Origin of the sequence: Leucobacter sp. OLIS6 (assembly GCF_002752355.1) — a bacterium.
Classification (GTDB): Bacteria; Actinomycetota; Actinomycetes; order Actinomycetales; family Microbacteriaceae; genus Leucobacter.
In genome coordinates, this window is record NZ_MRAV01000014.1 from 550,129 (window position 1) to 574,203 (window position 24,075).

At 70.7% G+C, this 24,075-nt stretch carries 23 protein-coding genes; 13 read left to right on the forward strand and 10 right to left on the reverse strand.

Features of this window, described 5'->3' with window-relative positions; all coding sequences use genetic code 11:
* Window position 1 precedes the first annotated feature (1 nt).
* The 3 genes from BMH31_RS12755 to BMH31_RS12765 form a co-directional block, all read right to left on the reverse strand.
* Entirely contained in the window at window positions 2-667 is a 666-nt protein-coding gene (locus tag BMH31_RS12755; protein WP_099724910.1) for a methionine ABC transporter permease, read from the reverse strand.
* Window positions 667-1,695, reverse strand: a complete 1,029-nt coding sequence (locus BMH31_RS12760) for an ATP-binding cassette domain-containing protein (RefSeq protein ID WP_099724909.1) — start codon at window positions 1,693-1,695, stop codon at window positions 667-669. Before BMH31_RS12760 ends, BMH31_RS12755 begins: the two co-directional genes overlap by 1 nt.
* 127 nt (window positions 1,696-1,822) lie before the next feature.
* Entirely contained in the window at window positions 1,823-2,737 is a 915-nt protein-coding gene (locus tag BMH31_RS12765; protein WP_099724908.1) for a MetQ/NlpA family ABC transporter substrate-binding protein, read from the reverse strand.
* A gap of 230 nt (window positions 2,738-2,967) precedes the next feature.
* On the opposite strand from BMH31_RS12765, the gene BMH31_RS12770 reads away from it, so the two are divergent.
* From BMH31_RS12770 to BMH31_RS12790, 5 genes are read left to right on the forward strand one after another with little or no spacing between them, the layout of a single operon-like run.
* Window positions 2,968-4,407, forward strand: a complete 1,440-nt coding sequence (locus BMH31_RS12770; RefSeq protein WP_099724907.1) for a glyceraldehyde-3-phosphate dehydrogenase — start codon at window positions 2,968-2,970, stop codon at window positions 4,405-4,407.
* Between the two features lie 45 nt (window positions 4,408-4,452).
* On the forward strand, window positions 4,453-5,313 hold the full coding sequence (locus BMH31_RS12775; RefSeq protein WP_099724906.1) for a universal stress protein: 861 nt from the start codon (window positions 4,453-4,455) through the stop codon (window positions 5,311-5,313).
* Complete coding sequence (locus BMH31_RS12780) at window positions 5,310-6,293, forward strand: DUF1731 domain-containing protein (protein ID WP_256382382.1); 984 nt, start codon at window positions 5,310-5,312, stop codon at window positions 6,291-6,293. The genes BMH31_RS12775 and BMH31_RS12780 overlap by 4 nt, the downstream gene beginning before the upstream one ends.
* A gap of 53 nt (window positions 6,294-6,346) precedes the next feature.
* Window positions 6,347-7,690, forward strand: coding sequence for a M20/M25/M40 family metallo-hydrolase (locus BMH31_RS12785; RefSeq protein WP_099724905.1), 1,344 nt, complete (start codon window positions 6,347-6,349; stop codon window positions 7,688-7,690).
* Window positions 7,687-9,141 (forward strand): MFS transporter, encoded by a 1,455-nt coding sequence (locus BMH31_RS12790; RefSeq protein ID WP_099724904.1) that lies wholly within the window; start codon window positions 7,687-7,689, stop codon window positions 9,139-9,141. The genes BMH31_RS12785 and BMH31_RS12790 overlap by 4 nt, the downstream gene beginning before the upstream one ends.
* Before the next feature lie 24 nt (window positions 9,142-9,165).
* On the opposite strand, the gene BMH31_RS12795 is transcribed toward BMH31_RS12790, so the two are convergent.
* On the reverse strand, window positions 9,166-9,969 hold the full coding sequence (locus tag BMH31_RS12795; protein WP_099724903.1) for an aspartate dehydrogenase domain-containing protein: 804 nt from the start codon (window positions 9,967-9,969) through the stop codon (window positions 9,166-9,168).
* Window positions 9,970-10,043: 74 nt separating this feature from the next.
* Between BMH31_RS12795 and BMH31_RS15845 the strand changes: the two genes are divergently transcribed.
* A complete protein-coding gene (locus tag BMH31_RS15845) occupies window positions 10,044-11,021 on the forward strand; it encodes a TIGR00730 family Rossman fold protein (protein ID WP_099724902.1) in 978 nt (325 codons plus the stop codon).
* A 25-nt stretch (window positions 11,022-11,046) separates the two neighbouring features.
* On the opposite strand, the gene BMH31_RS12805 is transcribed toward BMH31_RS15845, so the two are convergent.
* On the reverse strand, window positions 11,047-11,616 hold the full coding sequence (locus BMH31_RS12805) for a hypothetical protein (RefSeq protein ID WP_099724901.1): 570 nt from the start codon (window positions 11,614-11,616) through the stop codon (window positions 11,047-11,049).
* A 124-nt stretch (window positions 11,617-11,740) separates the two neighbouring features.
* Here BMH31_RS12805 and BMH31_RS12810 point away from each other — a divergent pair, with 124 nt between their 5' ends.
* A complete protein-coding gene (locus tag BMH31_RS12810) occupies window positions 11,741-12,736 on the forward strand; it encodes a hypothetical protein (RefSeq protein WP_099724900.1) in 996 nt (331 codons plus the stop codon).
* 25 nt (window positions 12,737-12,761) lie between these two features.
* On the opposite strand, the gene BMH31_RS12815 is transcribed toward BMH31_RS12810, so the two are convergent.
* Window positions 12,762-13,715: a beta-ketoacyl-ACP synthase 3 gene (locus tag BMH31_RS12815; RefSeq protein ID WP_306460338.1), complete on the reverse strand. Its 954-nt coding sequence runs from the start codon at window positions 13,713-13,715 to the stop codon at window positions 12,762-12,764.
* A gap of 103 nt (window positions 13,716-13,818) precedes the next feature.
* On the reverse strand, window positions 13,819-14,298 hold the full coding sequence (locus BMH31_RS12820) for a GNAT family N-acetyltransferase (RefSeq protein WP_099724899.1): 480 nt from the start codon (window positions 14,296-14,298) through the stop codon (window positions 13,819-13,821).
* Between the two features lie 224 nt (window positions 14,299-14,522).
* Between BMH31_RS12820 and BMH31_RS12825 the strand changes: the two genes are divergently transcribed.
* The gene (locus tag BMH31_RS12825; RefSeq protein ID WP_099724898.1) at window positions 14,523-15,905 is read left to right on the forward strand and encodes a PLP-dependent aminotransferase family protein; all 1,383 of its coding nucleotides are present in this window, start codon (window positions 14,523-14,525) and stop codon (window positions 15,903-15,905) included.
* Window positions 15,906-15,964: 59 nt separating this feature from the next.
* Here the strand turns inward: BMH31_RS12825 and BMH31_RS12830 are convergent, their stop codons facing one another.
* On the reverse strand, window positions 15,965-16,441 hold the full coding sequence (locus tag BMH31_RS12830) for a GNAT family N-acetyltransferase (protein WP_099724897.1): 477 nt from the start codon (window positions 16,439-16,441) through the stop codon (window positions 15,965-15,967).
* A 130-nt stretch (window positions 16,442-16,571) separates the two neighbouring features.
* On the opposite strand from BMH31_RS12830, the gene BMH31_RS12835 reads away from it, so the two are divergent.
* From BMH31_RS12835 to pdxY, 3 genes are all read left to right on the forward strand, one after another.
* Window positions 16,572-19,031: a glycosyltransferase gene (locus BMH31_RS12835; RefSeq protein WP_099724896.1), complete on the forward strand. Its 2,460-nt coding sequence runs from the start codon at window positions 16,572-16,574 to the stop codon at window positions 19,029-19,031.
* Window positions 19,032-19,114: 83 nt separating this feature from the next.
* Window positions 19,115-19,720, forward strand: coding sequence for a phosphoribosylanthranilate isomerase (locus BMH31_RS12840; RefSeq protein WP_099724895.1), 606 nt, complete (start codon window positions 19,115-19,117; stop codon window positions 19,718-19,720).
* Window positions 19,721-19,831: 111 nt separating this feature from the next.
* Entirely contained in the window at window positions 19,832-20,683 is an 852-nt protein-coding gene (pdxY, locus tag BMH31_RS12845) for a pyridoxal kinase PdxY (RefSeq protein WP_099724894.1), read from the forward strand.
* Window positions 20,684-20,740: 57 nt separating this feature from the next.
* Here pdxY and ybaK read toward each other — a convergent pair whose 3' ends face one another.
* Window positions 20,741-21,247 carry a Cys-tRNA(Pro) deacylase gene (ybaK, locus tag BMH31_RS12850; protein ID WP_099724893.1) on the reverse strand — a complete coding sequence of 169 codons (507 nt, stop codon included), beginning with the start codon at window positions 21,245-21,247 and terminating at the stop codon, window positions 20,741-20,743.
* A gap of 33 nt (window positions 21,248-21,280) precedes the next feature.
* Window positions 21,281-22,342, reverse strand: a complete 1,062-nt coding sequence (gene trpD, locus BMH31_RS12855) for an anthranilate phosphoribosyltransferase (protein ID WP_099724892.1) — start codon at window positions 22,340-22,342, stop codon at window positions 21,281-21,283.
* A gap of 247 nt (window positions 22,343-22,589) precedes the next feature.
* Between trpD and BMH31_RS12860 the strand changes: the two genes are divergently transcribed.
* Together BMH31_RS12860 and BMH31_RS12865 are read left to right on the forward strand one after the other, a co-directional pair.
* Window positions 22,590-23,213, forward strand: a complete 624-nt coding sequence (locus tag BMH31_RS12860; protein WP_046456342.1) for a heme-copper oxidase subunit III — start codon at window positions 22,590-22,592, stop codon at window positions 23,211-23,213.
* 19 nt (window positions 23,214-23,232) lie between these two features.
* Window positions 23,233-24,033 (forward strand): cytochrome c, encoded by an 801-nt coding sequence (locus tag BMH31_RS12865; RefSeq protein ID WP_046456343.1) that lies wholly within the window; start codon window positions 23,233-23,235, stop codon window positions 24,031-24,033.
* The last annotated feature ends 42 nt before the right edge of the window (window positions 24,034-24,075 follow it).

Here is a 24,075-nt window from a genome sequence, read left to right on the forward strand (position 1 = left end):
ACTACCTCCGGAGCAGCTTGCGGGCGATGCCGTTGCCGAGCAGCTGCACGAGCTGCACGATCAAGATGATGATCAGCACCGCCGACCAGGTGACCCACGGGTTGAACTGCCGGTAGCCGTACTGGAGCGCCAGGTTGCCGAGGCCGCCGCCCGCGATCATGCCGGCCATGGCCGTCATGTCGACCACCGCGATGAAGGCGAAGGTGTAACCGAGGATCACGGGACCGGCGCCCTCGGGAATCAGCACGGTGAGGATCGTGCGGAACGGCCCGGCGCCCATGGCGCGGGAGGCTTCGATCACACCGGGCGGCACCGTGAGCAGGTTCTGCTCGACGAGCCGGGCGATCCCGAAGGTCGCCGCGAAGGAGAGCGCGAACATGAAGGCGGGATCGCCGATGCCCGTGCCGACGACGAAGCGCGCGAGGGGCTGCAGCGCGAAGGCGAGCAGGATGAACGGGATCGGGCGGAAGAAGTTCACGAGGAAGTTGAGCACCACGAACACCGGCCGGCTCTCGAGCAGACCGCCCCGGCGGGTGACGGTGAGCGCGATGCCGATCACGAGCCCGAGCACGCCGCCGATGGCCAGGGCGACGACGACGTACAGCAGCGTCTGCAGCGTCGCCGCGATGAACGAGCCGTCGTTGATGAGTTGGATCAGTCCGTCCATCAGCGGAGCACCTCCAGTTCGGCCTGCTGCCCGAGCGCGGCGACCGCGTGCTCGACCTGCAGGTCGTTGCCGATGAGTTCGAGGGTGAGGCGGCCGAAGCTGCGGCCGCCGACGTCCGTGATGCCGCCGTGGATGATGCTCACGCCGACGCCGCGATCGGCGAGGGTCTGGAACACGACGGGCTGGTCGACCCCGCCGTCTTTGAGCGTGAGGGTGACGAGCGTGCCGCGGTGGCGCTCGCGCAGCTCGGCGAGGTGCTCGGGGTTCGGCTCGGTCGGCAGCGCGGTCGAGACGAAGCGGCGCGTGGTCTCGGTCTTCGGGCTCGAGAAGACCTCGAACACCCCGCCCTGCTCGACGGCGCGGCCGCCGTCCATGACGGTGACGCGGTGCGCGAGCTCGCGCACGACGTCCATCTCGTGCGTGATGAGCAGGATCGTGACGCCGAGCTCCTGGTTGATGCGGCGGAGCAGTGCGAGCACCTCCTGCGAGGTCTCGGGGTCGAGCGCGCTCGTGGCCTCGTCGGCCAGAATCACGCCCGGATTGGTGGCGAGGGCGCGTGCGATGCCGACGCGCTGCTTCTGCCCGCCCGAGAGCTGCTCGACGTAGGCGTTCGCCCGGTCGCCGAGGCCGACGAAGTCGAGCAGCTCGGCGACGCGGGCGCGGCGCTCCTCGGCTGGGACGCCCGCGACGACGAGCGGGTACTCGACGTTCTTCGCGACGGTGCGCGAGTGGAACAGGTTGAACTGCTGGAAGATCATGCCGATGCGCTCGCGCACCCCGCGGAGCGCCCGCTCGGGCAGCGCGGTGATCTCGTCGTCGCCGACCAGGATCACGCCGCTGGTGGCGCGCTCGAGTCCGTTCACGAGCCGGAGCAGTGTGCTCTTGCCCGCGCCGGAATAGCCGATGACGGCGTGGATCTCGCCGGAGGCGACGTCGATCGAGACGTCGTCGACGGCGACGATGGGGTCGCTCGCCTTGCCTCGGCCGGGGTACTGCTTGCCGACCCCGATCAGTTGGACACGGGTCATCGTTCCCTCACTTCTGAGTGGATGGTGGTGCCGGAAACGCCGATCGAGCGAGCGCGGCGCATCGGAAACACGAGATCCTCGGTTCCGACTCGTCGCGCTCGCTCGATCGTTCGAACGGCGGGAGCGCTTACTTGTGCTCCTTCACCTGCTTCTCGGCGTCCTTCAGAATATCCTGCAGCTCCGACACGGGGGTCTTCAGCAGGATGGCGCTGCCGCCCGAGTTCTCGAGCACACCCTTCTGCACGGCCTCGTCGCTCTGGTAGAGATCGATGAGCTTCTTGAAGGTCGGGTTGTCGGCGTCCTTCTTCTTCGCGGCGAAGATGTTGATGAAGTACTTCGCGCCGGCGTCCTTGGGATCGTCCTGGTAGAGGGCGTCGGAGAACTTCAGGCCGGCCTTGGTGACGAAGTCGTTGTTGACGACCGCTCCGTCGACGTCGGCGAGCGAGGTCGCGGTGAACGACGCGTCCATCTCCTTGACCTTCACCTTCGAGGCGCCCTCGTCGATGTCCTTCGGGGTCGAGAACAGCGTGCCGCCGTCCTTGAGCTTCAGCAGGCCGGCCGACTGCAGCACGTTCAGGCCGCGGGCTCGGTTCGTCGGATCCGAGGGGATCGCGACGGTGCCGCCCTTGGGGATCTCGTCGAGCTTCTTGTGCTTGGTCGAGAACACCGCGAGGGGGTAGATCGCCGTCGAGCCCACCGGCACGAGGTCGTCGTTGTTCTGCACGTTGTAGTCCGCGAGGTAGACGATGTGCTGGAACTGGTTCAGGTCGAGCTCACCGGCGCTGAGCGCGGGGTTCGGCTGGTTGTAGTCGGTGAAGTCCTTCAGCTCGACCTCGATGCCCTCCTTCTTGGCGGCATCGACGAAGGTCTTCCAGTACGGGTCGCTCGCGCCCACCACGCCGATCTTGACGTGCTTCGCATCCGACGACCCGGAGTCCGCGGAGTCGTTCGAGGTCGCGCAGCCGGCGAGCGCGGTGGTGGCCACGAGCGCCAGAGCGGTGATCGAAGCGGCGATGATGCCGCGCTTCTTGCTGAGTGCCATGGGTTCCTCGTTTCGTGACGATCTGGCTCGGTCCCCATGAGTCTGGGCGATGCCGCCGGGCCGACGCGAACTGCGTGACGTTTCATGACGGAGACGAGGATCCTGCGAAATCGGAGCGCCGCGGACGCGCGGCGGGCACGCACATGGGATACTGAGGTACGACGCCTCAGACGGCGCCGGCGGGCAGGCCGGGAGTCCTCGACATTCCACGGAAGGAACCCACCGTTCACATGATCCAGCGCGCGGATGCACACCTCGAAGCTTGGAAGGCCAAGCAGGAGCTCGCCGAGCGGATGATCCCGCTCATCGGACAGCTGTATCGGGATCACGACGTGGTCATGTCGGTGCACGGGCGCAGCCTGGTGGGCCGCTCCCCGATCGACATCATCCGGGCGCACAGCTTCGCGCGCAAGATCGACGACGTCGAGCTGCCGCTCGACGAGTCGTCGGCGGTCGTCGAAGCACTGGCGAAGATCCAGCCCGGCCCCGTCTCGGTCGACCTCGCGCTGCTCGCCAACGGCTTCCGCACGTCGGGCCAGAGCGATCTCGAGGCCTACCTGCGCGCCGAGCTGGCTCCCGCGCTCGAGGCCGAGCGCGGCAACGGCACCGACGTCGTGCTCTACGGCTTCGGCCGCATCGGCCGCCTGCTCGCCCGCATCATCATCGATCACTCCGGCAGCGGCAACGGCCTGAACCTGCGCGCGATCGTCGTGCGCAAGGGCTCCGAGAACGATCTCGCGAAGCGCGCCAACCTGCTCAAGCGCGATTCGGTGCACGGCCCCTTCAACGGCACCATCAAGGTGCTCGAGGACGAGGACGCGATCCTCGCCAACGGCGTGCGCATCCAGGTCATCTACTCGAACGACCCCGCGAGCGTCGACTACACGCAGTACGGCATCGAGGACGCGATCCTCGTCGACAACACGGGCCGCTGGCGCGATGCCGAGGGCCTGGGGCAGCACCTGCAGAACCAGGGCATCTCGCGCGTGCTGCTCACCGCTCCCGGCAAGGGCGACATGCTCAACGTCGTGTACGGCGTGAACAGCTCCAAGATCACCGACGAGCACACCATCCTCAGTGCCGCCTCCTGCACCACGAACGCCATCACGCCGGTGCTCAAGGTCATGAACGACCACTTCGGGGTCAAGCGCGGGCACGTCGAGACCGTGCACTCGTACACGAACGATCAGAACCTGATCGACAACTTCCACAAGGGCGATCGTCGCGGCCGCTCGGCCGCGCTCAACATGGTGCTGACCGAGACCGGTGCGGCGAAGGCCGTGTCGAAGGCGCTCCCCGAGTTCGAGGGCAAGCTCACCGGCAACGCGATCCGCGTTCCCACCCCCGATGTCTCGATGGCCGTGCTCAACCTGCAGCTCGAGCGCGAGACCACCCGCGAGGAGCTCAACTCGATCCTCGAGCAGGTGTCGCTCACGGGCGCGCTGCGCACGCAGATCGACTACGTCGAGTCCGCCGAGATCGTCTCGACCGACTTCGTCGGCTCGAACCGCGCTGGCATCGTCGACGGCCTCGCGACCATCGTGACCGGCGACAGCGCCGTGGTCTACGTCTGGTACGACAACGAGTACGGCTACAGCTGCCAGGTGGTCCGCATCATCGAGCAGCTCGCCGGCAGCCACCCGGCTCACCTCCCGGCGCTGCAGGCCTAGCAGCCCGGCCCGGTCCCACCCGCCTCAGCCCCCGAAAGGAGCACCATGTCCGAGAAATTCATCATCGGAGTAGACGGTTCCGAGCAGAGTCGAGCAGCGCTCGATTGGGGGTTGAGGCGGGCCGGCGAACGCGGCGCGTCGGTGGAGTTGATGTACGTCACCGACGACACCTTCCTCTCCGAGAGCGTCGCCTTCGTCTCCGAGGCGCAGAAGGCCTCCGACGAGATGCTGGCCGCGGAGTGCGCCTACGCGAAGCGCAGCGGCTTCGCGGGCTCGGTCACCGGCACCGCTGTGGTCGGGCACCCCGTCACCGAGCTCGAGCAGGCCTCGAAGCGCGCGGATCTCCTCGTGCTGGGCGCCCACTCCGGCAGCCGTTTCGCCGGCACCTTCTTCGGCACCCGCGCCGTCAAGGTCGCAGCGGTCGCGCACTGCCCGGTCGCCGTGATCCCGAAACCGCGCACCGCCGAGGAGGGCGAGCGCGTCCCCGGCATCGTGGTCGGCGTCGACGGTTCCGAGCCCTCGAAGCGCGCGATCGCCGTCGCAGCGGCCGAGGCGTCGCGGGCGGGCGTGCCGCTCATCGCGGTCTACGCCTGGATGCCGCCCCTCACTCCCGGTCTCGAGTATCTCTGGAGCGAAGACCTCATCGCCGCTCAGCGTTCGGCTGCCGAGGAGGCCATCGCGATCGGCACCGCGGGCCTCGCGGACCGCTACCCCGATCTCGAGGTGCAGCGCAAGCTCGTGCAGGCTCCCCCGGTGACCGCCCTGGTCGAGGCCGCGGCGGGCGCCGATCTGCTCGTGGTCGGCAGCCGCGGGCACGGCGGATTCTCGCGCCTGCTGCTCGGTTCGGTCAGCCACGGCGTGCTGCAGGAGCTGCCCTGCCCGACCCTCGTGACCCGCGCCGAGTGACCACCGGTTCCTCGGAGCCCTCGGCTCAGCCGACCGGCCGCGTGGTCGTCGGCGGAGCCGGGGGTTTCATGGGCGTTGTGCTCGTGCAGCGCCTGCGCGAGTCCGGCCGGCAGGTCATCACGGTCGGCCGCCGCGGGGCCGACCTGCGCTGGGACGACGATGCGGGCCTCGCACGTGCGGTCGACGGCGCGTCGATGGTCGTCGGTCTCGCCGGAAAGAGCGTCAACTGCCGCTATACCCCCGCGAACCGCGCTGAGATCCTGCGCTCGCGCGTCGGCACCACCGCCGCGCTGGGGCGCGCGATCCGCGCCTCGGACGCACCTCCCAGGCTCTGGATCAACGCGTCCACGGCGACCATCTACCGGCACGCCGAGGACCGCCCGATGACGGAGCGCACGGGCGAGCTCGGAGAGGGCTTCTCGGTCGGCATCGCCCGCGCGTGGGAGCGCGAGTTCTTCTCGGGCAAGCTGCCCGGCACCCGCCGAGTGGCGCTGCGCACGGCGATCGTGCTCGGTCACGGCGGAGTGCTCGGTCCCATCGGCGCGCTCGCCCGCCTGGGCCTCGGCGGGGCGCAGTGGGATGGCCGCTGGCCGATCTCCGGGCGTCGCAGCCGGGCGGGCACCGCGCACCGCTTCGGCGCGCGCCGGGGCGCGCAGCGTTTCAGCTGGATCCACGTCGAGGACGTCGCGCGCATCGTCGGGTTCCTCGAATCCCACCCGGAACTCGACGGACCGATCAACGTCGCCTCGCCGAACCCCTCGACCAACCGGGAGCTGCAGGCGGCCGTGCGCCGCGTGCTGGGGATCCCGTTCGGCGTGCCGATGCCGCGGTGGGTGCTCGAGATCGGGGCCGCCGCGATCCGCACCGAGACCGAGCTCGTGCTGAAGAGCCGCTGGGTGCTGCCCGAGCGGCTGCAGGAGGCGGGATTCCGCTTCGCCTACCCGCGGCTCGAACCGGCGCTGCGCGAATCCTTCGCCTGACCCGCTGCGCGACTCGCGTACGGAAAATCGCGCCGACCCACTAGGGTTTTGCCATGCCCAGTGACATCGAGGTCGCGGCGCGCGATGGCGCGGCCGAACGCCTCTCGCGCATGATCCAGCTGCCCACCGTCTCGGCCGAGCACGAGACGCGCGGCGATGCCCCCTTCGAGGCCTTCGTCGATCTGCTGCGCGAGCTCTACCCGCTCGTGCACGAGCGCCTCGAGCTGGACCGTGTCGGACCCCTCGGCCTGCTCTACCGCTGGCGCGGCGCGGGGCACGAGCGCGAGCCGCTCGTACTCATGGCGCACTTCGACGTGGTGCCGGTCGACGAGAGCGACGACTGGACGCATCCGCCGTTCGCCGGCATCGTCGCCGACGGCTTCGTCTTCGGGCGCGGCGCGCTCGACGACAAGGGGCCGCTGCTGGTGGTGCTGGAGGCGGTCGAGAACCTGCTCGCCGCGGGATTCGTGCCGGCCCGCGAGGTGTACCTCTCGTTCGGCGGGAACGAGGAGACCTTCGGCGACGCGGCGGAGGCGATCGCGCAGGCCCTGCGGCAGCGGGGCATCGTTCCCTGGATGGTGATCGACGAGGGCGGCGCCGTGGTCGACGCACCGCTGCCCTTCGTCCGAGGGACCGCCGCCATGGTCGGTGTCGGCGAGAAGGGCATCGCGACCCTGCGGCTCAGCGCCCGCGGCGATGGCGGTCACGCGTCCACCCCGCCGACCCGCACCGCGGTCGGCAGGGTCGCGCGGGCGGTCGACCGGCTCGGCCCGACGACATTCCGCCCGCGCACGCCCGCCGGGATCTCGCGCATGCTGCAGCTCTTCTCCGAGCGCGCGAATCGTCCCGCCGGTCTCCTGCTCCGCGCGCTGGCGGCGATGCCGCCGGTCACCGCGCGGCTCTTCGCGCGGCTCGGCGGCGAGCCCGCGGCACTCGTGCGCACCACGATCGCCGCGACCATGCAGTCGGGCGGCACCGCTGCGAACGTGCTGCCGTCGCAGGCGACCGCGACCCTGAACCTGCGCATCGCACTGGGCGAGAGCGTGGCCTCGGCGATGCGCCGGGTGACGCGCCGGATCGGGGACCGGGAGGTGCGGGTCGAGCTGCTCGAGGGCAGCGAGCCCTCGGCCGAGTCGCGCACCGATAACGCGCAGTTCGCGCTCATCGCCCGTTCGGTCGGCGCGTCCCACCCCGAAGCGGCGACGGTCCCCTACGTGATGATGGCCGCGACCGACTCACGGTATTTCCATCGCTTCTGTCCGGCGGTCTACCGTTTCGCGCCGCTCGCCATGTCGGCCGAGCTCCGCGCCACGATCCACGGCGTCGACGAGCGGGTCGCGGTGACCGAGCTGGAACGCGGCGAGCGCTTCCACCGAGCCCTTCTGATGGGGCTGTGACCGTGTCGCGCGTCACGCTCCGCAGCGTCGCCGGCATCGTCGGGCTGCTGGCCTTCGTGGAGTTCACGAGCGGGATCCTGCAGGGCTACTACACGCCGATGCTCACCGACATCGCGCGCCACCTCCATGTGCGCGATGCCGACGTGAACTGGCTCGAGGGGTCGCAGCTGATGCTGTCCGCGCTCATCGTGCCCGCGCTCGCGAAGCTCGGCGACATGGTCGGGCACAAGCGGATCCTGCTGATCTCGACCGCGGTGACCGCTGCGGCGAGCGCGGTGCTGCCGTTCACCGACAGCTTCGGGGTGTTCCTTGCGGCGTGGGCGCTGCAGGGCTTCTACGTGGTCTGGCTCCCGCTCGAGATCGCGATCATCTGGTCGCGGACCCGGGGCACCGATGGGCGTTCGGTCCTGACCACGCGCGCAGCGGGCATCCTGGTGGCGGCGCTCGAGCTGGGCGCGATCCTGGGTGCGCTGGGCGGCGGGGCGCTCATCGATGTGCTGCCTCTGCCGGTCGTGCTCGCGGTCCCGGCGGTGTGCGTGGTGATCTGCTTCTTCGTCGTCAGGTTCGGGGTGTCCGACGTCGGGGTCCCGAACCGGGGCGAGTTCGACTGGGTCGGTGCGTCGCTCGTCTCGCTCGCGCTGCTGGCGCTGACCGGCGGTTTCAGTCTGCTCCGTCTGCAGGGTGCGGGCGAGCCGCTGCCCTGGGTCGCGCTGGGGCTCGGTCTCCTGCTCGTCGTTCCCTTCGCCCTGTGGGAGCTGCGCCATCCGGATCCGCTGATCGATGTGCGCATGTTCCGGTCGCCGGCGCTGCTGCCGATTTTCCTGACCGCAGGTCTCTTCGGGATGAGCGTGCTGGGGGCGCAGGCTCCGCTGTCGACCTTCGCGCGCACCGATCCCGAGCGCTACGGCTATGGTCTCGGTGCGTCGGGGTTCGGGGCGTCCCTGCTGATCGGCTTCTACCTGATCGCGATGATCACGGGCGCGCTGCTGTTCCCGAAGCTGGCGCGCCGGATCACGCCGCGGCTGGCGCTCGTGGTCGCGTCGACCTGCATCGGCGTGGGGTATCTGCTCTTCCTGCCCTTCCACGACGGGTACGGCCAGGTGGTCGCGAACATGGTGGTGGCGGGGCTCGGGTCCGGGGCGCTCGTCGCCGCGCTTCCGGCGGCTGCGGCGTCTGCTGCGCCCGAGACGCAGACGGGCGTCGCGACGGGTCTCACCAATTCGGTGAAGACCGTCGGCGGCGCGCTGGCCTCCTGCGTGTTCGGGATCGCGCTGCTGCACGGAGCCACGGGGGCCGCGGCCGACGAGACGGCTACGGCGGGGTCGCTGTCCGGGTACGTGATCGTCTGGATCGTGTGCGGGGCGAGCGCGCTCTGCTCGGCGGTGCTGCTGTGCTTCGTCCCGCGTACCGCGTTCCAGGATCGCGAGTCGATCGCCGTCGCGAGCGGGTAGCGGCGCCGTTCCGACGACGGGCGACTAGACGAACGCTCCCCCGGGACGTGCGAGGTCGGCGATGCCGCGCAGCACGGCCTGCGACACGATCCCACTCGATGCGGGCCGTTCGGGCAGCGGAGCGTTCGCGGCGGCGAAGCGGTACTCCCCTGCGGCGCCCGAGGCTTCGATCAGGTGCTCGGTGCGCGGGGCGCGGGGGTCCGCGACCAGCCGCACCTCGGTCTGCTCCCAGAGCCCGGTCGCGGCGGCGAGCGCGACGGCGACGTTGAGCGAGCTCGGGAACCGTTCGATCGCGTCCCGCACGGTGCCGGTGAGGATCCGGGTCGGTTCCGCGAGGCCGAGCAGAGAGGCTCGCTCGGCCTCGGTCATCCAGGGCTGGACGAGGGCTTCGGGGCGCTTGGTGGTGGTGAGCGAGGCCCGGGCGAGTCCGCCGTCGCGCGTCGCTGCGCGCAGCAGGTCGAGGCCGCCGATCGCTCCGGTGGAGAGGCGGCAGATGCCGGGGCCGTCGAGCAGCCGCGCGCGGTCCAGCGGGTCGGCGAGGGCGCCGATCGAGACGAGCAGCAGGTCGCGTCCCGCGGAGACGACCCGCGGACCGAGTTCGCGGGCGGCGGGGACTCCCGCGCACTCGACGACCAGGTCGCTGGAGGCGACGGCGTCGTCGAGGTCGAGTTCGGTGATCCCCCGCGCGGTCGCGGCTCCCGGGGTGCGCACGACCGCGCCGACCAGGACGGCGCCGGGCGCCGCGCCGGTCCGCAATCCGTCGGCCACGCGCGTGCCGATCGCGCCGAGCCCGAGGAGGGCGACGCGGAGCGGGGACTGCTGGGGCATGGGGCCAGCCTAGGTGCCGGGCTCCGCCGCTTCCAATCGGGGTTCGCGCGGGTGCGGCTCGATAGGCTGCTGCGGTGAACAGAACCATTCGGGTCAGTGCGGTCGTGATGCGGGACGAGTCCGGGCGGGTGCTGAACGTGCGCAAGCGCGGCACCTCGATGCTGATGCTGCCGGGCGGCAAGCCGGAGGCCGGCGAGGATCCCCGCGACACGGCGGTGCGCGAGTTCGCCGAGGAGCTGGGGGTCGAGCTGGATCCGCTGCTGCTGCGCGGCGTCGGTCGATTCGCCTCCGCTGCGGCGAACGAGCCGGGGCACGCCCTGGTGGCCGATGTGTTCGAGCACCCGTTCCGGCCGGTGGATGCGCCCCGCGCCGAGATCGAGCACCTGGAGTGGGTGGATCCTTCGGCGCCGCACGGGGGCATGGCCCCCCTCAACTCCGAGCACGTCTTCCCGGGGCTGATCCGCCGCGCGCCGCTCTCGGGCATCGCGCCGCAGCGGATCGCCGTGTACACGGGATCCGCGCTGGGGCTGGATCCTCGTATCGTTCGCGAGGCCGCTTCGTTCGGCTCGGCGCTGGCCGAGCGGGGCATCGATCTCGTCTACGGCGGTGGAAAGGTCGGCCTCATGGGCGCCGTCGCGGATGCGGTCCTGGCGGGCGGAGGCGAGGCGTTCGGCGTGATCCCGCAGCGCCTCGTCGACGGCGAGATCGGCCACACCGGGCTCACGCGCCTCGAAGTCGTGGCCGACATGCAGTCCCGCAAGCGGCGCATGATCGCCCTCGCCGATGCACTCGTCGCGCTCCCGGGCGGGCCCGGCACGCTCGAGGAGTTCTTCGAGGCCTTCACCTGGATGAACCTCGGGCTGCACAACCGTCCCGTCGCGCTCGTCGATATCGACGGCTACTGGCAGCCGATGCTCGCGGCGCTCGGCGACATGGTCGAGCGCGGGTTCCTCGCGCAGCGGTACCTCGACTCGCTGATCGTCGAGAGCGATCCGGAGACGCTGCTGCGCCGCCTGTCGGAGTGGACCCCGCCTCCGGCGAAGTGGGGGTGACCCGGGCGCTGCCGAGCGGCGACGATCAGCGGATGTAGACGTCGAGGTGGTTGCCGACGGTGCCGCGGTCGTAGATCTTGCCCTGGTATCCGAACGGGGTCGGGAACACCGTGCCCTTCGGCGCCGAACCCGCGAGCACGATGAAGCCGTCGCCGTCGCTCACGTAGCCGTCCTCGTTGACGTGCCGCCCGGGCACCTCGAGTCCCTGGCCCGGCAGCACCTGCTGGCTGTAGTAGGTGAACTTGTAGCCGCCCCACTCGATCGCGCCGCTGAACATGAACTGCGCGAGCGTGTAGAGGGGTGCGCCGACGAGCTGCTTGCTGGGCGACTTCACGGCAGCGTTCGTCGCGCCGATGCGCTCGATGTCGGAGACGCCGAGGTCGACGGCGGGTTCCGCGCTGTCGGCCGCGGCGAAGCTCTGCGTCCGCGCGTCGGCGACCTCGCCGGATCCGTCGCTCGCGAAGGCGTTCGGCATGGAGAGCGGCGCCAGTGCAGCCGAGCCCAGCAGCACCGCGACACCGGCGACAGCGCCGATTCCGCGTACGCGCGACCACCGGACGGATCCGGTGCGGGCGGTCTGGGCGAATGCGGTCACAGTGCTTCGATGGTAACCCGCGGCCATGGGCGCCCGCATTCAGCTCGGAGCGCACCACCATTCCCGTACTCTAGTAAGGAATCACTCGACTCCCTGTCAGTGCACGACCCCTCGAGGAGCCGCCATGCCCGCCGACCCCACCGGATCGCTCGCCCAGTACCTCGCCGCGCTCCCCGAAGGGCGCGTCCGCACTCACTCGGTCGTCGCGGCCGCGATCGCCGAGCGCGCTGCGACCGTCCCGCGGGAGCAGGAGCTGCTGTTCATCGCGGGCCACCGGCACCCCGACTACGAGGACGGCGCGGATCGCTTCTGGCACGCGGTCGAGCAGCTGGCGCTCCCGGAGCCCGCCGGCGCTGACGAGCTCCCGCTCGCCTGGATCGGCTACGACGTCGTCGGCCGGTTCACCGGCCGCCGGGAGGCGCAGGGGTTCCTGCTCACCGATCGTCGGCTCCTGGTCAAGGATCAGGTCGACGGCGTGTTCGGAACCGCGACTCCCCGCCAGTACCCGCTGTTCGTCGGCAGCGCGGGCGTCGCGGGATCCGCGTCCGAGATCGCGGCGTCCGCCGCGTCCTCCTACGACTGGGAGTTCGCGCGCTCCCTCATCGATGCGGACACCGCGTCCGGTCTCGGCGTCCTGCTCTCCGAGCTGCTCGTCGCCGCGATGGAGACGCTCCAGCGCGCCGGCGCGGAGCTCGCCCCCGAGCCCCCGACATCGACCGGACTGCTCGGGCGCGTCCGCGAGCTGGGCCTCGGGAACGCGGTGAAGCTGCCGGGCGATCCGAAGCACGCGAAGCACTTCGCGAAGCTCGCGAAGAAGCTGCCGCTCGACCCCGGGGAACGAATCCTGATCGCCTGCACCGATAGCACGCTGATCGGCGCGTACGGGTTCCTCCTCACCGACCGCGGCGCGCGCTCGAAGGACCTCGGCGAGGACCCGGCGTTCACGCCGACCGAGCAGTTCGTCCCCGATCAGATCCGGCGCGCACCCGACAGTGCGCACCGGATCCTGCTCGGTGCGGGCGAGACGCACGAGATCCCGACGCGATTCACGGAGCAGCAGGTCGACGCGCTCATCGTGCTGCTCCGCGAGTGGGGCGAGGGCCGGCTGGACGCCGACTGATCCGGGCCGCCGGGCCGCCGGGCCGCTACTCGGGCAGTTCCGCGACCTGGCCGGCGTAGGCGAAACCGCCGCCGAAGCCGAAGAGCAGCACCGTTCCGCCGCGCGGCAGCTCGCCGCGATGCCAGGCCTTCGAGAGCCCGAGCGGCACGGACGCCGCGGAGGTGTTGCCCGACTCCTCGATGTCGCGGATCACGATCTGCTGAGCGGCGGCCCCCAGGGCGTTCGTCAGCGGCTCGATGATCCGCAGGTTCGCCTGGTGCAGAGCGAACACGTCGACCTCGCGGGCGCTCACCCCAGCGGTGTCGAGGATCCGCTCGGCGATGGGCGCGGCCCCGGTGAGCGCCCAGCGCATGATCTTGCGTCCGTCCTGGGAGAAGAGCTGCGGCGCCCCGTCGATCCGCACGGCCTCGGTGAGGCCCGGCACGGTGCCCCAGACGACCGGGGAGATCCGCGGCTCCTCCGAGACCCCGACCACGACGGCCCCGGCCCCGTCCGCAGTCAGCACGCAAGTGCTGCGGTCCGTCCAGTCGGTGAAGGCGCTGAGCGCCTCGGCGCCGATCACGAGCGCCGAGTCGGCGCTGCCGGTGCGGACGGCCTGCTCCGCGATGCCGAGCGCGTACTCGAAGCCCGAGCACGCGGTGTTGATGTCGACGGCCGCCGCACCGTCGAGCCCGAGCTCCGCGACCACGCGACCGGCCGCGTTCGGGCTCCGGTGCTCGGACGTGGTCGATGCGAGCAACACCAGGTCGACGCGCGCGACGCCGGCGTCGTCCATCGCCATGCGGGCGGCAGCCACCGCCATCGACAGCACAGAGTCGTCCGCTCCGATGATGCGGCGCTCGCGAATGCCCGTCCGGCTGCGGATCCACTCGTCGTTCGTCTCGACCATCGCCGCGAGGTCGTCGTTGGTCACGATCCGCTCGGGCTGGAAGTGCCCGAGGCCCAGCAGGCGCGAGCCGCGCATCTCGAAAGTCTTCACGCCCGAACGCTACTCCCCGTCGCATCGGGCTCGTGGCATGCACGAGCGCGGTCCGCGGGCCGGCCGGTGCTTCGCCACCGCCGGCCCGCGAACCGCGGGTCCATCAGGCCCGCGCGGCGGGATCGGCCTCGTAGGTGACCCAGCGGGTCCGCTCGGCCAGGGTGTCGTAGAGCGCTTGCGCCCGGTGGTTGTCGTCGGCGGTCACCCACTGCACGACGCTCCGCCCCTCGGCGTCGGCCATCTCGGTGAGCCGGCCGATGAGGGCGCGCCCGACCCCGCGACCGCGCGCCCCGGGATCGGTGAACAGGTCGTCGAGGAAGATGCCGCTGCTGCCCGTGTAGGGCGATGAGAAACGACGATGGTGCGCGAAGCCGACGACGGTTCCGTCCGCCTCGGCCACCAGCGCGCTGCACTCGTGGGCGGGATCCATCATCCAGGCCCAGGCCCGCGAGACGACCTCCTCGGACTCCGCGAGCCGGTAGAACTCGCGATACGCGCGGAACAGCTCGCGCCACCGCGCCTCATCGGCGGGCGCGAGCGCGCGGATCGTGGGGGCGGTCGTGATGGTGGTGTGCTGGGTCATGGGAAATGCTCCGGTTTCGTTTCTGAGGTACGGGGGCGCCGAGCTCGCGGCCCGGCCGGGAGGCGGCCCGCGCGGGATCGCGGCCGCACGGCGACTAGCCGCTCATGGAGCACCCCCTCTCGCCGCGGCGCGCTCGCGCGCCCGAGTCGGGGATCGATGAAGCCGCCAGCGGCGGAGAGGGAAACACTCTTGCCTGAAACTGGGTAACGTTATCTAATGGTTTCATGAACAACGATAACAGATCGGCGGTGCTCGCCGCCGAACTGCGCAGCCGCATCGACTCCGCCACCCCGGGTACGAAACTGCCCGGCGTGCGTGAACTCTCGCGCGAGTTCCGAGCGAGCGCCGCCACCGTCTCCGCCGCGCTCGCCGAACTCGGAGCCCTCGGGCTCGTCCGAGCCGAACCGGGCAGGGGCACCTTCGTCGCCGAACGCGCGCACCGACGCGATCCCGACTTCGCCTGGCAGTCGCAGACCCTGGGCCGCACCCGCGTCGACCCCGACCGCGCCTCGCGCCTCGGCGGCCACGGCTCCCCCGAGCAGATCCCGCTCTCCTGGGGCTACCTCTCCGCCGAACTCCTCCCCGCCGAAGGGCTCCAGCGGATCGGCGCCCGCGCCGCACGCGGCTCGCGAGCCTGGCAGCTCACACCCCCGGCCGGCTCCCCCGAGCTCCGCCGGGTCATCGCCGCCGACTACCGAGCCGACCCGGGCGACGTGCTGATCGTGCCCGGCGGTCAGCAGGGCCTCGTCTTCGCGATGCGCACGCTCGCCGAACCCGGATCCGCCGTCATCACCGAGAGCCCCAGCTACCCCGGAGCGATCCTCGCCGCGCAGAGCGCCGGACTCGCGCTCGCCGCCGTCCCCGCGGACGCCGACGGGATCCTGGTCGACCGCCTCGCCGTCGAGCTCGAGCGGACGCGTGCGCGCGTCGTCTACCTGCAGCCGAGCTTCGCGAACCCGACTGGAGCCGTGCTCAGCGCCGAACGGCGGGCACGCGTGCTCGAACTCGCCGCCCAGCACGGCGCCTTCGTGATCGAGGACGACTGGGCACGGCACCTCGGACTGGAGCGGAGCACCCCGCCGCCGCTCTTCTCCGATGACCCGCACGGGCACGTCGTCACGGTGACCACGCTCGCCAAGCCCGCTTCGCCCGGGCTGCGGATCGGCGCGGTGATCGCCCGCGGCCCCGCCGGGCAGCGGATCCGCGCTTCGCGCACCGCCGACGACCTCGGCGTCGCACCCCTGCTGCAGGAGATCGCGACCGACCTCCTCACCTCGCCGGCCTGGCCGCGCCACCTGAAGCGGTTGCGCGCCGAGCTCACGGTCCGCAGGGACGCCCTGGTCTCCGCGGTGCGCAGCGCGCTGCCCGATGCCCGGATCGCCCGGATCCCGGACGGCGGACTGCACCTCTGGGTCCGTCTCGCCGCGGGCGTCGACAGCCGCGACCTCGCCGAGCGGGCCGGCGCCGCCGGTGTGCTCGTCGGCGACGGGCGGCACTTCTTCGTGGACGAACCGCCCGCCCCGTTCGTCCGGCTCTCCTACGGAGCGGCGACGCCCGCGCAGATCGCGGAGGGGGTGCGGCGGGTCGGGTCGCTGCTCGCGCGCTAGCGGGCGGTCCCCGGCTCAACACGCCCGAAGCAGGCAGGAGGGATCCCGCAGCGCACGGCTCAGAGCGGCTTGCGCATCTGCTGCGCCATCACCGCGTAGCCCGCCGAATCGTAGAGCGCTCTCGCGGTTCCGTTGCTCCCGAACACGTTGAGCTCGAGCGCGGTGGCACCGGCCGCCCGGGCAGCGCCCTCGGCGGCCTCGAGGAGGGCACGCCCCAGCCCGGTTCCCCGCCGTTCCGCGTGCACCTCGATGTCGTAGAGGAAGGCGACGCCTTGCGCACCGCGCGGATGGTCCAGGCCGATCCATACCCGGCCGACGGCTTCGCCCGTGGGGATCACCGCGGTGCGCAAGAGCATCCCCCGCGTCGAACGCCCTTCGGGCAGGAGTGCGGCGTTCTCCTCCTGCGCACGCTCGACGGCGCCCTCGGCAGGCCACTGGCCCGCCTCGACCTTCTCCGCCGCGTAGTCGCGAGCGAGAGCGATCTGCCAGGCCGCGTACTCGCCGTCGGTCATCGGGCGGAGCATCAGTGCGGTCATTCCCCCATCGTGGCACGGCGATCCGGCGGCGCGCCCCGTCGCAGGGCGAGTTCCAAGATGGCCTGCGGAATAATCTTCTGATGTGCGCAGGCCTGTGAAGAAGATCCGTCGGTACGCTCGGCGAGCCAAGATGGCGGTGACCGCGGAGCGGATCGCCCTCCAGCGGCGCCGCCCCATCCAGCCCGACGTGGTGCTCTACGAGTCCTTCGCCGGCAACGGGGTCCTCTGCAACCCCGAGGCGATCTTCCGCGAGATGCTCGACGATCCGAAGCACGCCCGCCTCTCGCACGTCTGGGCCATCTCCGACCCGACCGTGCTCGCCCGCTTCGAGGCCGAGTTCGGCGATCACCCCCGAGTGTCCACCGTGCGCCGCGGCGGCGTCGAGTACTGGCGCGCGCTGTCGACGTCCGGTTTCCTCGTGAACAACGCCACCTTCCCGCCCGCGTTCGGCAAGCGCACCGGCCAGGTCTACCTCAACACCTGGCACGGCACCCCGCTGAAGCTCATGGGCTTCGACATGCCCGACGGGGCCCACCAGTCGGCGAACACGCTGCGCAACTTCCTCAGCGCCGATTTCCTCCTCGCCGCGAACCCGTTCATGGCCGAGCGCATGTACGAGCAGTCCTACCGCCTCACGAACGTCTACGGCGGCGAGCTCATCGAAGAGGGCTACCCGCGCATCGACCGTCAGCGTCTCAATCCCGAGCAGCTGGCCGAGGTCCGCGCGGAGCTCCGCCGTTCCGGCCTCGACCTCGGCGAGCGCCGGGTCGTGCTCTACGCGCCCACCTGGCGCGGCGCCTCCTTCGGCTCCCCCGAAGACAACATCGATGCGCTCGTCGACGACGCGACGGCCATGCAGGCCGCTCTCGGGGACGACGAGATCCTGCTGCTCAAGACCCACCAGGTCGTGCACGGCTTCGCGGAGGATCGTCCGGAGCTGCGCCGCATGCTGGTGCCGAACAGCATTCCGACGAACGTCATGCTGGGAGCGGCCGACGCGCTCGTCACCGACTACTCCTCGATCTTCTTCGATTTCCTGGCGACCGGTCGCCCCATCGTCTTCTTCACCCCCGACGCCGACGACTACGCCGATGCCCGCGGCACCTACATGCCGCTCGACGAGCTGCCGGGGCCGGTCACTGCGGATCCCGCCGAGGCCGTCGCGCACGTCGCCCGTCTGCTCGGGCCGTCCGACGGCTCCGCACCGGAGTCGCACGAGCGCTACGCCGAGTGGGCCGAGCGCTTCACCCCGTACGAGGACGGCGAGGCGACCCGGCGCATCATCGACATCGTGTTCGGCGGCGAACGCGAGGGGTATCGCGTCCGCCGAGCCCGCACCGACGGGCGCAAGCGCGTGATGTTCTACCTGGGCGGCATGCGTTCGAACGGCATCACGAGCTCGGCCATGAACATGCTGAGCCGCATCGACCACGACCGCTACGACGTCACGGCGCTCACGCCGTACTTCAAGGCCGCGACCCCGCGATCCAACCAGGATCGGATCGACCCCCGCGTGCGCCTCGTCATGCGCATGGGCGGCATGAACGGCTCGAAGTTCTTCCAGCTCCGCCGCCGCGTGCGCGATCTCGCCTCGATCCCGCTCCTGCCCGGCAACGAGCAGTGGCACGACTCGCTCTGGAAGGACGAGTGGCACCGGATCTTCGGTTCCTCGCGGTTCGACTGGGTCGCGGACTTCAGCGGATACAGCCCGTTCTGGGCGAACCTGCTCCTGCAGGCCCCCGACACGCCGCGCGCCATCTGGCTGCACAACGAGATGGCGTCCGACCGCATGCGGACCGTCGGCGGTCGCCGCCCCATGCAGCGCTCCCTCGGCCTGGTGTTCCGCCTCTACCGCGGATTCGACGCGCTCGTCTCGGTCTCCCCGCGGCTCACGGAGGTCAACCGACGCGAGCTCGCGGAGTTCGCCCCGCCGTCGCATTTCACCACCGTGCGCAACTTCCCCGCGACCTCGGCGATGCCGTCGCCCGAGCACCGCATCGCGGACCTGCTCTGGGAGGACGAGGAGCCGCCGGTGTGGATGCGGGAGCTCGAGAACCCGGAACGCAGCACGAAGTGGTTCATCTCGGTCGGGCGCCTGTCGCCCGAGAAGAACCACGCCCGCCTGATCCGGTCGTTCGCCGAGGTGCATGCCGCGGATCCCTCGGCCCGCCTGCTCATCGTGGGCGGCGGCCCCCTGCAATCGGCCCTCGCCGCGCAGATCGTCGAGGCGGGCCTGCAGGATGCCGCGTTCCTCGCCGGCCGACGGAACCAGCCCGTCTCGCTCCTCGTCGCGGCCGACTGCTTCGTCCTCTCGAGCAACTACGAGGGCCAGCCGATGGTGCTCCTCGAGGCCGCCCTGTGCGGGCTCCCCATCGTGTCCACCGCGTTCGCCTCGGTCGAGGACGCGCTTCCGGATCCGACGATCCGCGTTGTCGACACCGACGACGCGGCTCTGCGCGACGGCATGCTCGCCTACCTGCGCGGCGAGGTTCCCCCGAGCCGACTCGAGTTCGACGACTATGTCGCCGACGTCAGCGCCGAACTCGAACGCGTGCTCGGACTCGGCGACCCCGCCACCCCGGCCGCCTGATCGCGAGCCGGCCGAGCATCGACCGGCGTCCGGCTCTGCGGACTACCATGGCAGCAGCATCGGGACTTCGGGAGGATTCGAACGTGTACGTCAAGATCTGCGGTCTCACCACCGCCGAAGCCGCGACGCGCGCGGCCGACCTCGGCGCGGACGCCGTGGGCGTGGTGATGAGCGAGCCGAGCCCGCGGCACGCTTCTTTTGAGCAGGCCCGCGCCGTGCTCGACGCGGTCGCCGGGCGCCCCATCGACACCGTGCTTGTCGTGCGCGAGATGCCGGTCCGGCAGGCCGTCGAGACGGTCGAGGCGCTCGGATTCGACGTGCTGCAGCTGCACGGCCGCTACTCGGACGACGACTTCGCTCTGGCGGTCGCCCGGCTCCCGCGCGTCTGGCGCGCGACCTCGCTCGCCCGCGAACCCGAGCTCAGGGCCGGCGATCACGGCGAAGAGCTCGTGCTGCTCGACGGCGCGCGGGCCGGCTCCGGCGAGACCTGGGACCTCGGAGCCATCGATCGCGAGCGCCTCGGCGAGCGCTGGATCCTCGCGGGCGGGCTCGGTCCCGACAACGTCGCGTCCGCGATCCACGAGGCCGCACCGTGGGGCGTCGACGTCTCGAGCGGCGTCGAGTCCGCTCCGGGGGTCAAGGATCTCGATGCGATCGAGCGCTTCGTGCGCGCGGCGCGCAGCGCCTGATCCCCGCGCTCTCCGCCTGATCCGCGGGGCGGGCTTCGGGATCCGATCCGTGGTCCATCGCGAATCGCGCGGACTGGACCACGACCTGGACCAGTGCCAGGATCGAGGACTATGAAGGTCCTCTCGATCCAGTCCTCCGTCGCATACGGCCACGTCGGCAACTCGGCCGCGGTCTTCCCCCTGCAGCGCATGGGGATCGAGGTGATGCCCGTGTACACGGTGCACTTCTCGAACCACACCGGCTACGGCGCCTGGCGCGGCCCCCTGCTCAGCGGAGCCGACGTGCGCGAGGTCGTCACCGGGATCGAGGAGCGGGGCGGCCTCGACGACGTCGACATCGTGCTCTCGGGCTACCAGGGAGCCGACGACATCGGCGATGCGATCCTCGATGCCGTCGAGCGCGTGAAGCGCCGCAACCCCGCGGCCGTCTACGCCTGCGATCCCGTGCTCGGCAACGCGACTTCGGGCTGCTTCGTGAAGCCCGAAGTGCAGGAGCTGATCCGGGACCGGGTCGTTCCGCACGCGGACCTGCTCACGCCGAACCAGTTCGAGCTCGGCTTCCTCACCGGCACCGATCCGCGATCCATCGACGAGACGCTCGACGCCGTCGAGCTGCTGCGCGCGCAGGGCCCGCGCACGGTCCTCGTCACGAGCGTCGAACGCCCCGACCGCCCCGCCGACACGATCGAGATGCTCGCCGTCGGCGAGTCCGGTGCCTGGATCGTGCAGACGCCGCACCTGCCCTTCCATGCCAACGGCTCCGGCGACGTGACCGCGGCGCTGTTCTCCGCGCACTTCCGGCGCACCGGCGACCTGGCGTTCGCGCTCGAGCGCTCGGCCGCGAGCGTGTACGGGCTCCTCAAGAACACGCTCGAGTCGGGTCAGCGCGAGCTGCAGCTGGTCGAGTCGCAGGAGGAGTACGTCGCCCCGACCGCGTCCTTCACGGCGCAGCATCTGCGCTGATCGACCCCTGCGGGCGACGGGGATCCGCTCGTCGCAGCTCCCGCACGCCGGGGGCGCTCAGGCCGTGATCGCCGCCGAGCGCGCATCGATCACTCGGCGCAGATCCTCGGGAGCGAGCTCGAGGTCGAAGCCCCGCCGCCCGCCCGAGACGAGCACGGTCTCGTGACCCCAGGCGCTCTCGTCGATCACCGTCGGGACGGGCGTCCGCTGACCGATCGGGCTGATCCCGCCGACCACGTACCCCGTGCGCCGCTCGGCGAACGCCGGATCCGCGAGCTCGATCCCCTTCTCGCCGAGCACCGCGCCCAGTTCGTGAGTGGACAGCCGCCGCTCCACCGGGATCACCGCGCAGGCGGCGCCGCTGCGATTCCGTTCGGACGGTGCGAACCGCACGATGAGCGTCTTGAACACCCGCTCCGCTCGGACTCCGAGCAGTTCGACCGCCTCCGCACCGTAGTCGATCGTGCGCGGGTCGTGCGCGTAGGTGCGCGGCTCGAACGCGATCCCCGCGTTCTGCAGCGCGCGGGTCGCCGGAGTCGCGGGCACGCGGTTCGATCTGGCCACGGGATCCTCCGCTGCGTGTCGACGGAGCCGCCGTCAGGCGGCGGCCTCGCTGGTCGCGCTCGCCCAGGCGTCGAGCTTCGCCGCGGCAGCACCCGAGTCGATCGCGCGCTCTGCGTTGCCGATCTGCTCGGCGAGCCGCTCGAGGATCGGGCGGTCGACGGAATCGGGGGTCTTCGCGAGGTCGAAGGCGACGAGCCCGGCCGCGGCATTGAGCACCGCGATGTCCCGGACCGGTCCGCGCTCGCCCGCGAGGACGCGCCGCACCGTGTCGGCGTTCTCCTCGGGAGTGCCGCCGACCAGATCCTCGATGCGCGCACGCGCGATCCCGAGATCACGCGGGTCGAGGTCGTGCTCCGTCATGCTGCCGCGGCTCACCTCCCAGATGCGGGAATGCCCCGTCGTCGTGAGCTCGTCGAGCCCGTCGTCGCCTCGGAACACGAGGGCCGAGGCGCCCCGGATCTGGAACACGCCGGCGATCAGCGGAGCGCGCTCCACGTCCGCCACGCCGACCGCCGAGGCCTCCGGGCGCACGGGGTTGCAGAGGGGGCCGAGGAAGTTGAAGACGGTGGGGATCCCGATCTCGGCCCGGACCGGCGCCACGTGCCGGAATCCGGTGTGGAACTTCGCCGCGTGGACGAACGCGATCCCCGCTCGGTCGAACGCCGCTCGCAACTGCTCGGGCTCGAGCATCAGCTGCACGCCCAGAGCGCCCAGCACGTCGGAGGAACCGGACTTGCTACTCGCGGCACGGTTCCCGTGCTTCACCACGGGCACACCCGCGGACGCGGCGATCAGGGACGCCATGGTCGAGACGTTGACCGTGCCGAACCGGTCGCCGCCCGTGCCCACGATGTCGAGCGACATCGCGGGCAGGTCGATCGGCTGGGCGGCATCGAGGATCGCATCGCGGAAGCCGACGATCTCGTCGACGGTGACGCCCTTCGACTGCAGGGCCACCAGGAACGCGCCCATCTGCCCCTGCGTCGCGGTGCCGGCCATGAACTCGGCCATGGCCCACTCGGCCTGCGACACGCTGAGGTCGTCCCCCGAGAGGAGGGAAGTGAGCACGGTCGGCCAGCTGCGTTCGTCGATCATGCGGCAATCCTACCGGCGCGGAATCACGCGCCCGTGAGCGGCGCACGGAGCCCCACGGGCAGGAATCCCCCTGCTCGCACCGAGCTTCTGCGCAGGATCTTCGGGCATAGCGCCCCTGAAGCGGCCAAGATCGGCTCCGAACCGCGGTAGGCTTTCGAGAGGTCTCGCCGAAAGTTCGGCACGCCGCGCTCGGGTGCGATTTCCACACCGAACTTTCAGCCATAATGGAGAGGTGACAACGACCACTATGAATACGAAGTCAGCCGTGCCCACGGTGAAGCGACCCAATATCGTCGCTGTCGGCACGATCGTGTGGCTCGGCAGCGAGGTCATGTTCTTCGCTGGCCTCTTCGCGATCTACTTCACGCTGCGGGCGATGAACCCGGAGCTGTGGGCCGAGCAGACCGAAAAGCACAACTTCACCTTCGCGCTCATCAACACGCTGATCCTGGTTGCCTCCTCGTTCACGTGCCAGGCCGGCGTCTTCGCCGCCGAGCGCATGCAGCCGCGCGCCACGGGCAAGAGCCCGCTCAAGTGGGGCGCCGTGGAGTGGTTCTACCTCACGTTCTTCATGGGCGCCATCTTCGTGGCGGGCCAGGCCTGGGAGTACGCGACGTTCGTCTCGGAGGGCGTGACCCTCGGCGGCGAGGGCGCTGACCCCTATGGTGCGGCCTTCTACATGACCACCGGCTTCCACGGAATCCACGTGTCCCTCGGCCTCATCGCCTTCCTCCTCGTGATCGGCCGCATCTACGCGGTCAAGAACTTCACGCACAAGGAAGAGACCACGGCCGTCGTCGTGTCCTACTACTGGCACTTCGTCGACATCGTCTGGATCATCCTCTTCCTCGTCATCTACGTCCTCAAGTAAGGTCAGGAGCACTCGTCACATGGCTCGCGCCAAGAAGCACCTCCGCAAGTCCGGCCGTCGGCACCCGCTCGCGACCGTGGCCCTCGTCGCCATCGGTCTGCTCGTGACCGGCGGCGCGTACGCCGGGTTCAGCCAGACCTCCGCGACCGCCGAGGTCGATATGAAGGCTCCCTCGACCATCGAGGCCGGTCAGAAGCTGTTCGGCGCCAACTGCGCCACCTGCCACGGCATGAACGCACAGGGCACCAAGGACGGCCCCACCCTCGTGGGTGTGGGCGCCGCCGCCGTGCACTTCCAGGTCGGCACGGGCCGTATGCCCCTCGCCTTCCAGGGCCCGCAGGGCATGGTCAAGCCGAAGCAGTTCACCGAGGAGCAGACCCTCGAGCTCGCCGCGTACGTTGCGTCGCTGGCTCCCGGGCCCTCGATCCCCGACTCGAAGTACCTCCAGGCCGACGGCGACGCGGCCAAGGGCGGCGAGATCTTCCGCATCAACTGCGCCATGTGCCACAACGTGGCCGCGGCCGGCGGTGCGCTCACCCAGGGCAAGTTCGCGCCGAAGCTGACCGGCGTCGCACCCTCGCACATCTACGAGGCCATGATCACCGGCCCGCAGAACATGCCCGTCTTCAACGATGCGAACATCTCCCCCCAGGAGAAGGCCGACATCATCACCTACCTGAAGTACATCGAGAACAAGCCCGCCGTCGGCGGTATCACGCTCGGTTCGATCGGCCCCGTGGCCGAGGGCCTCTTCATCTGGGTGATCGGCCTCGGCATCGTCATCGCCTTCACCGTTTGGGTCACCGCGAAGTCGAACTGACGACGGACGCGGATCAGCAGTGAAACATCACGAATCAAGGAG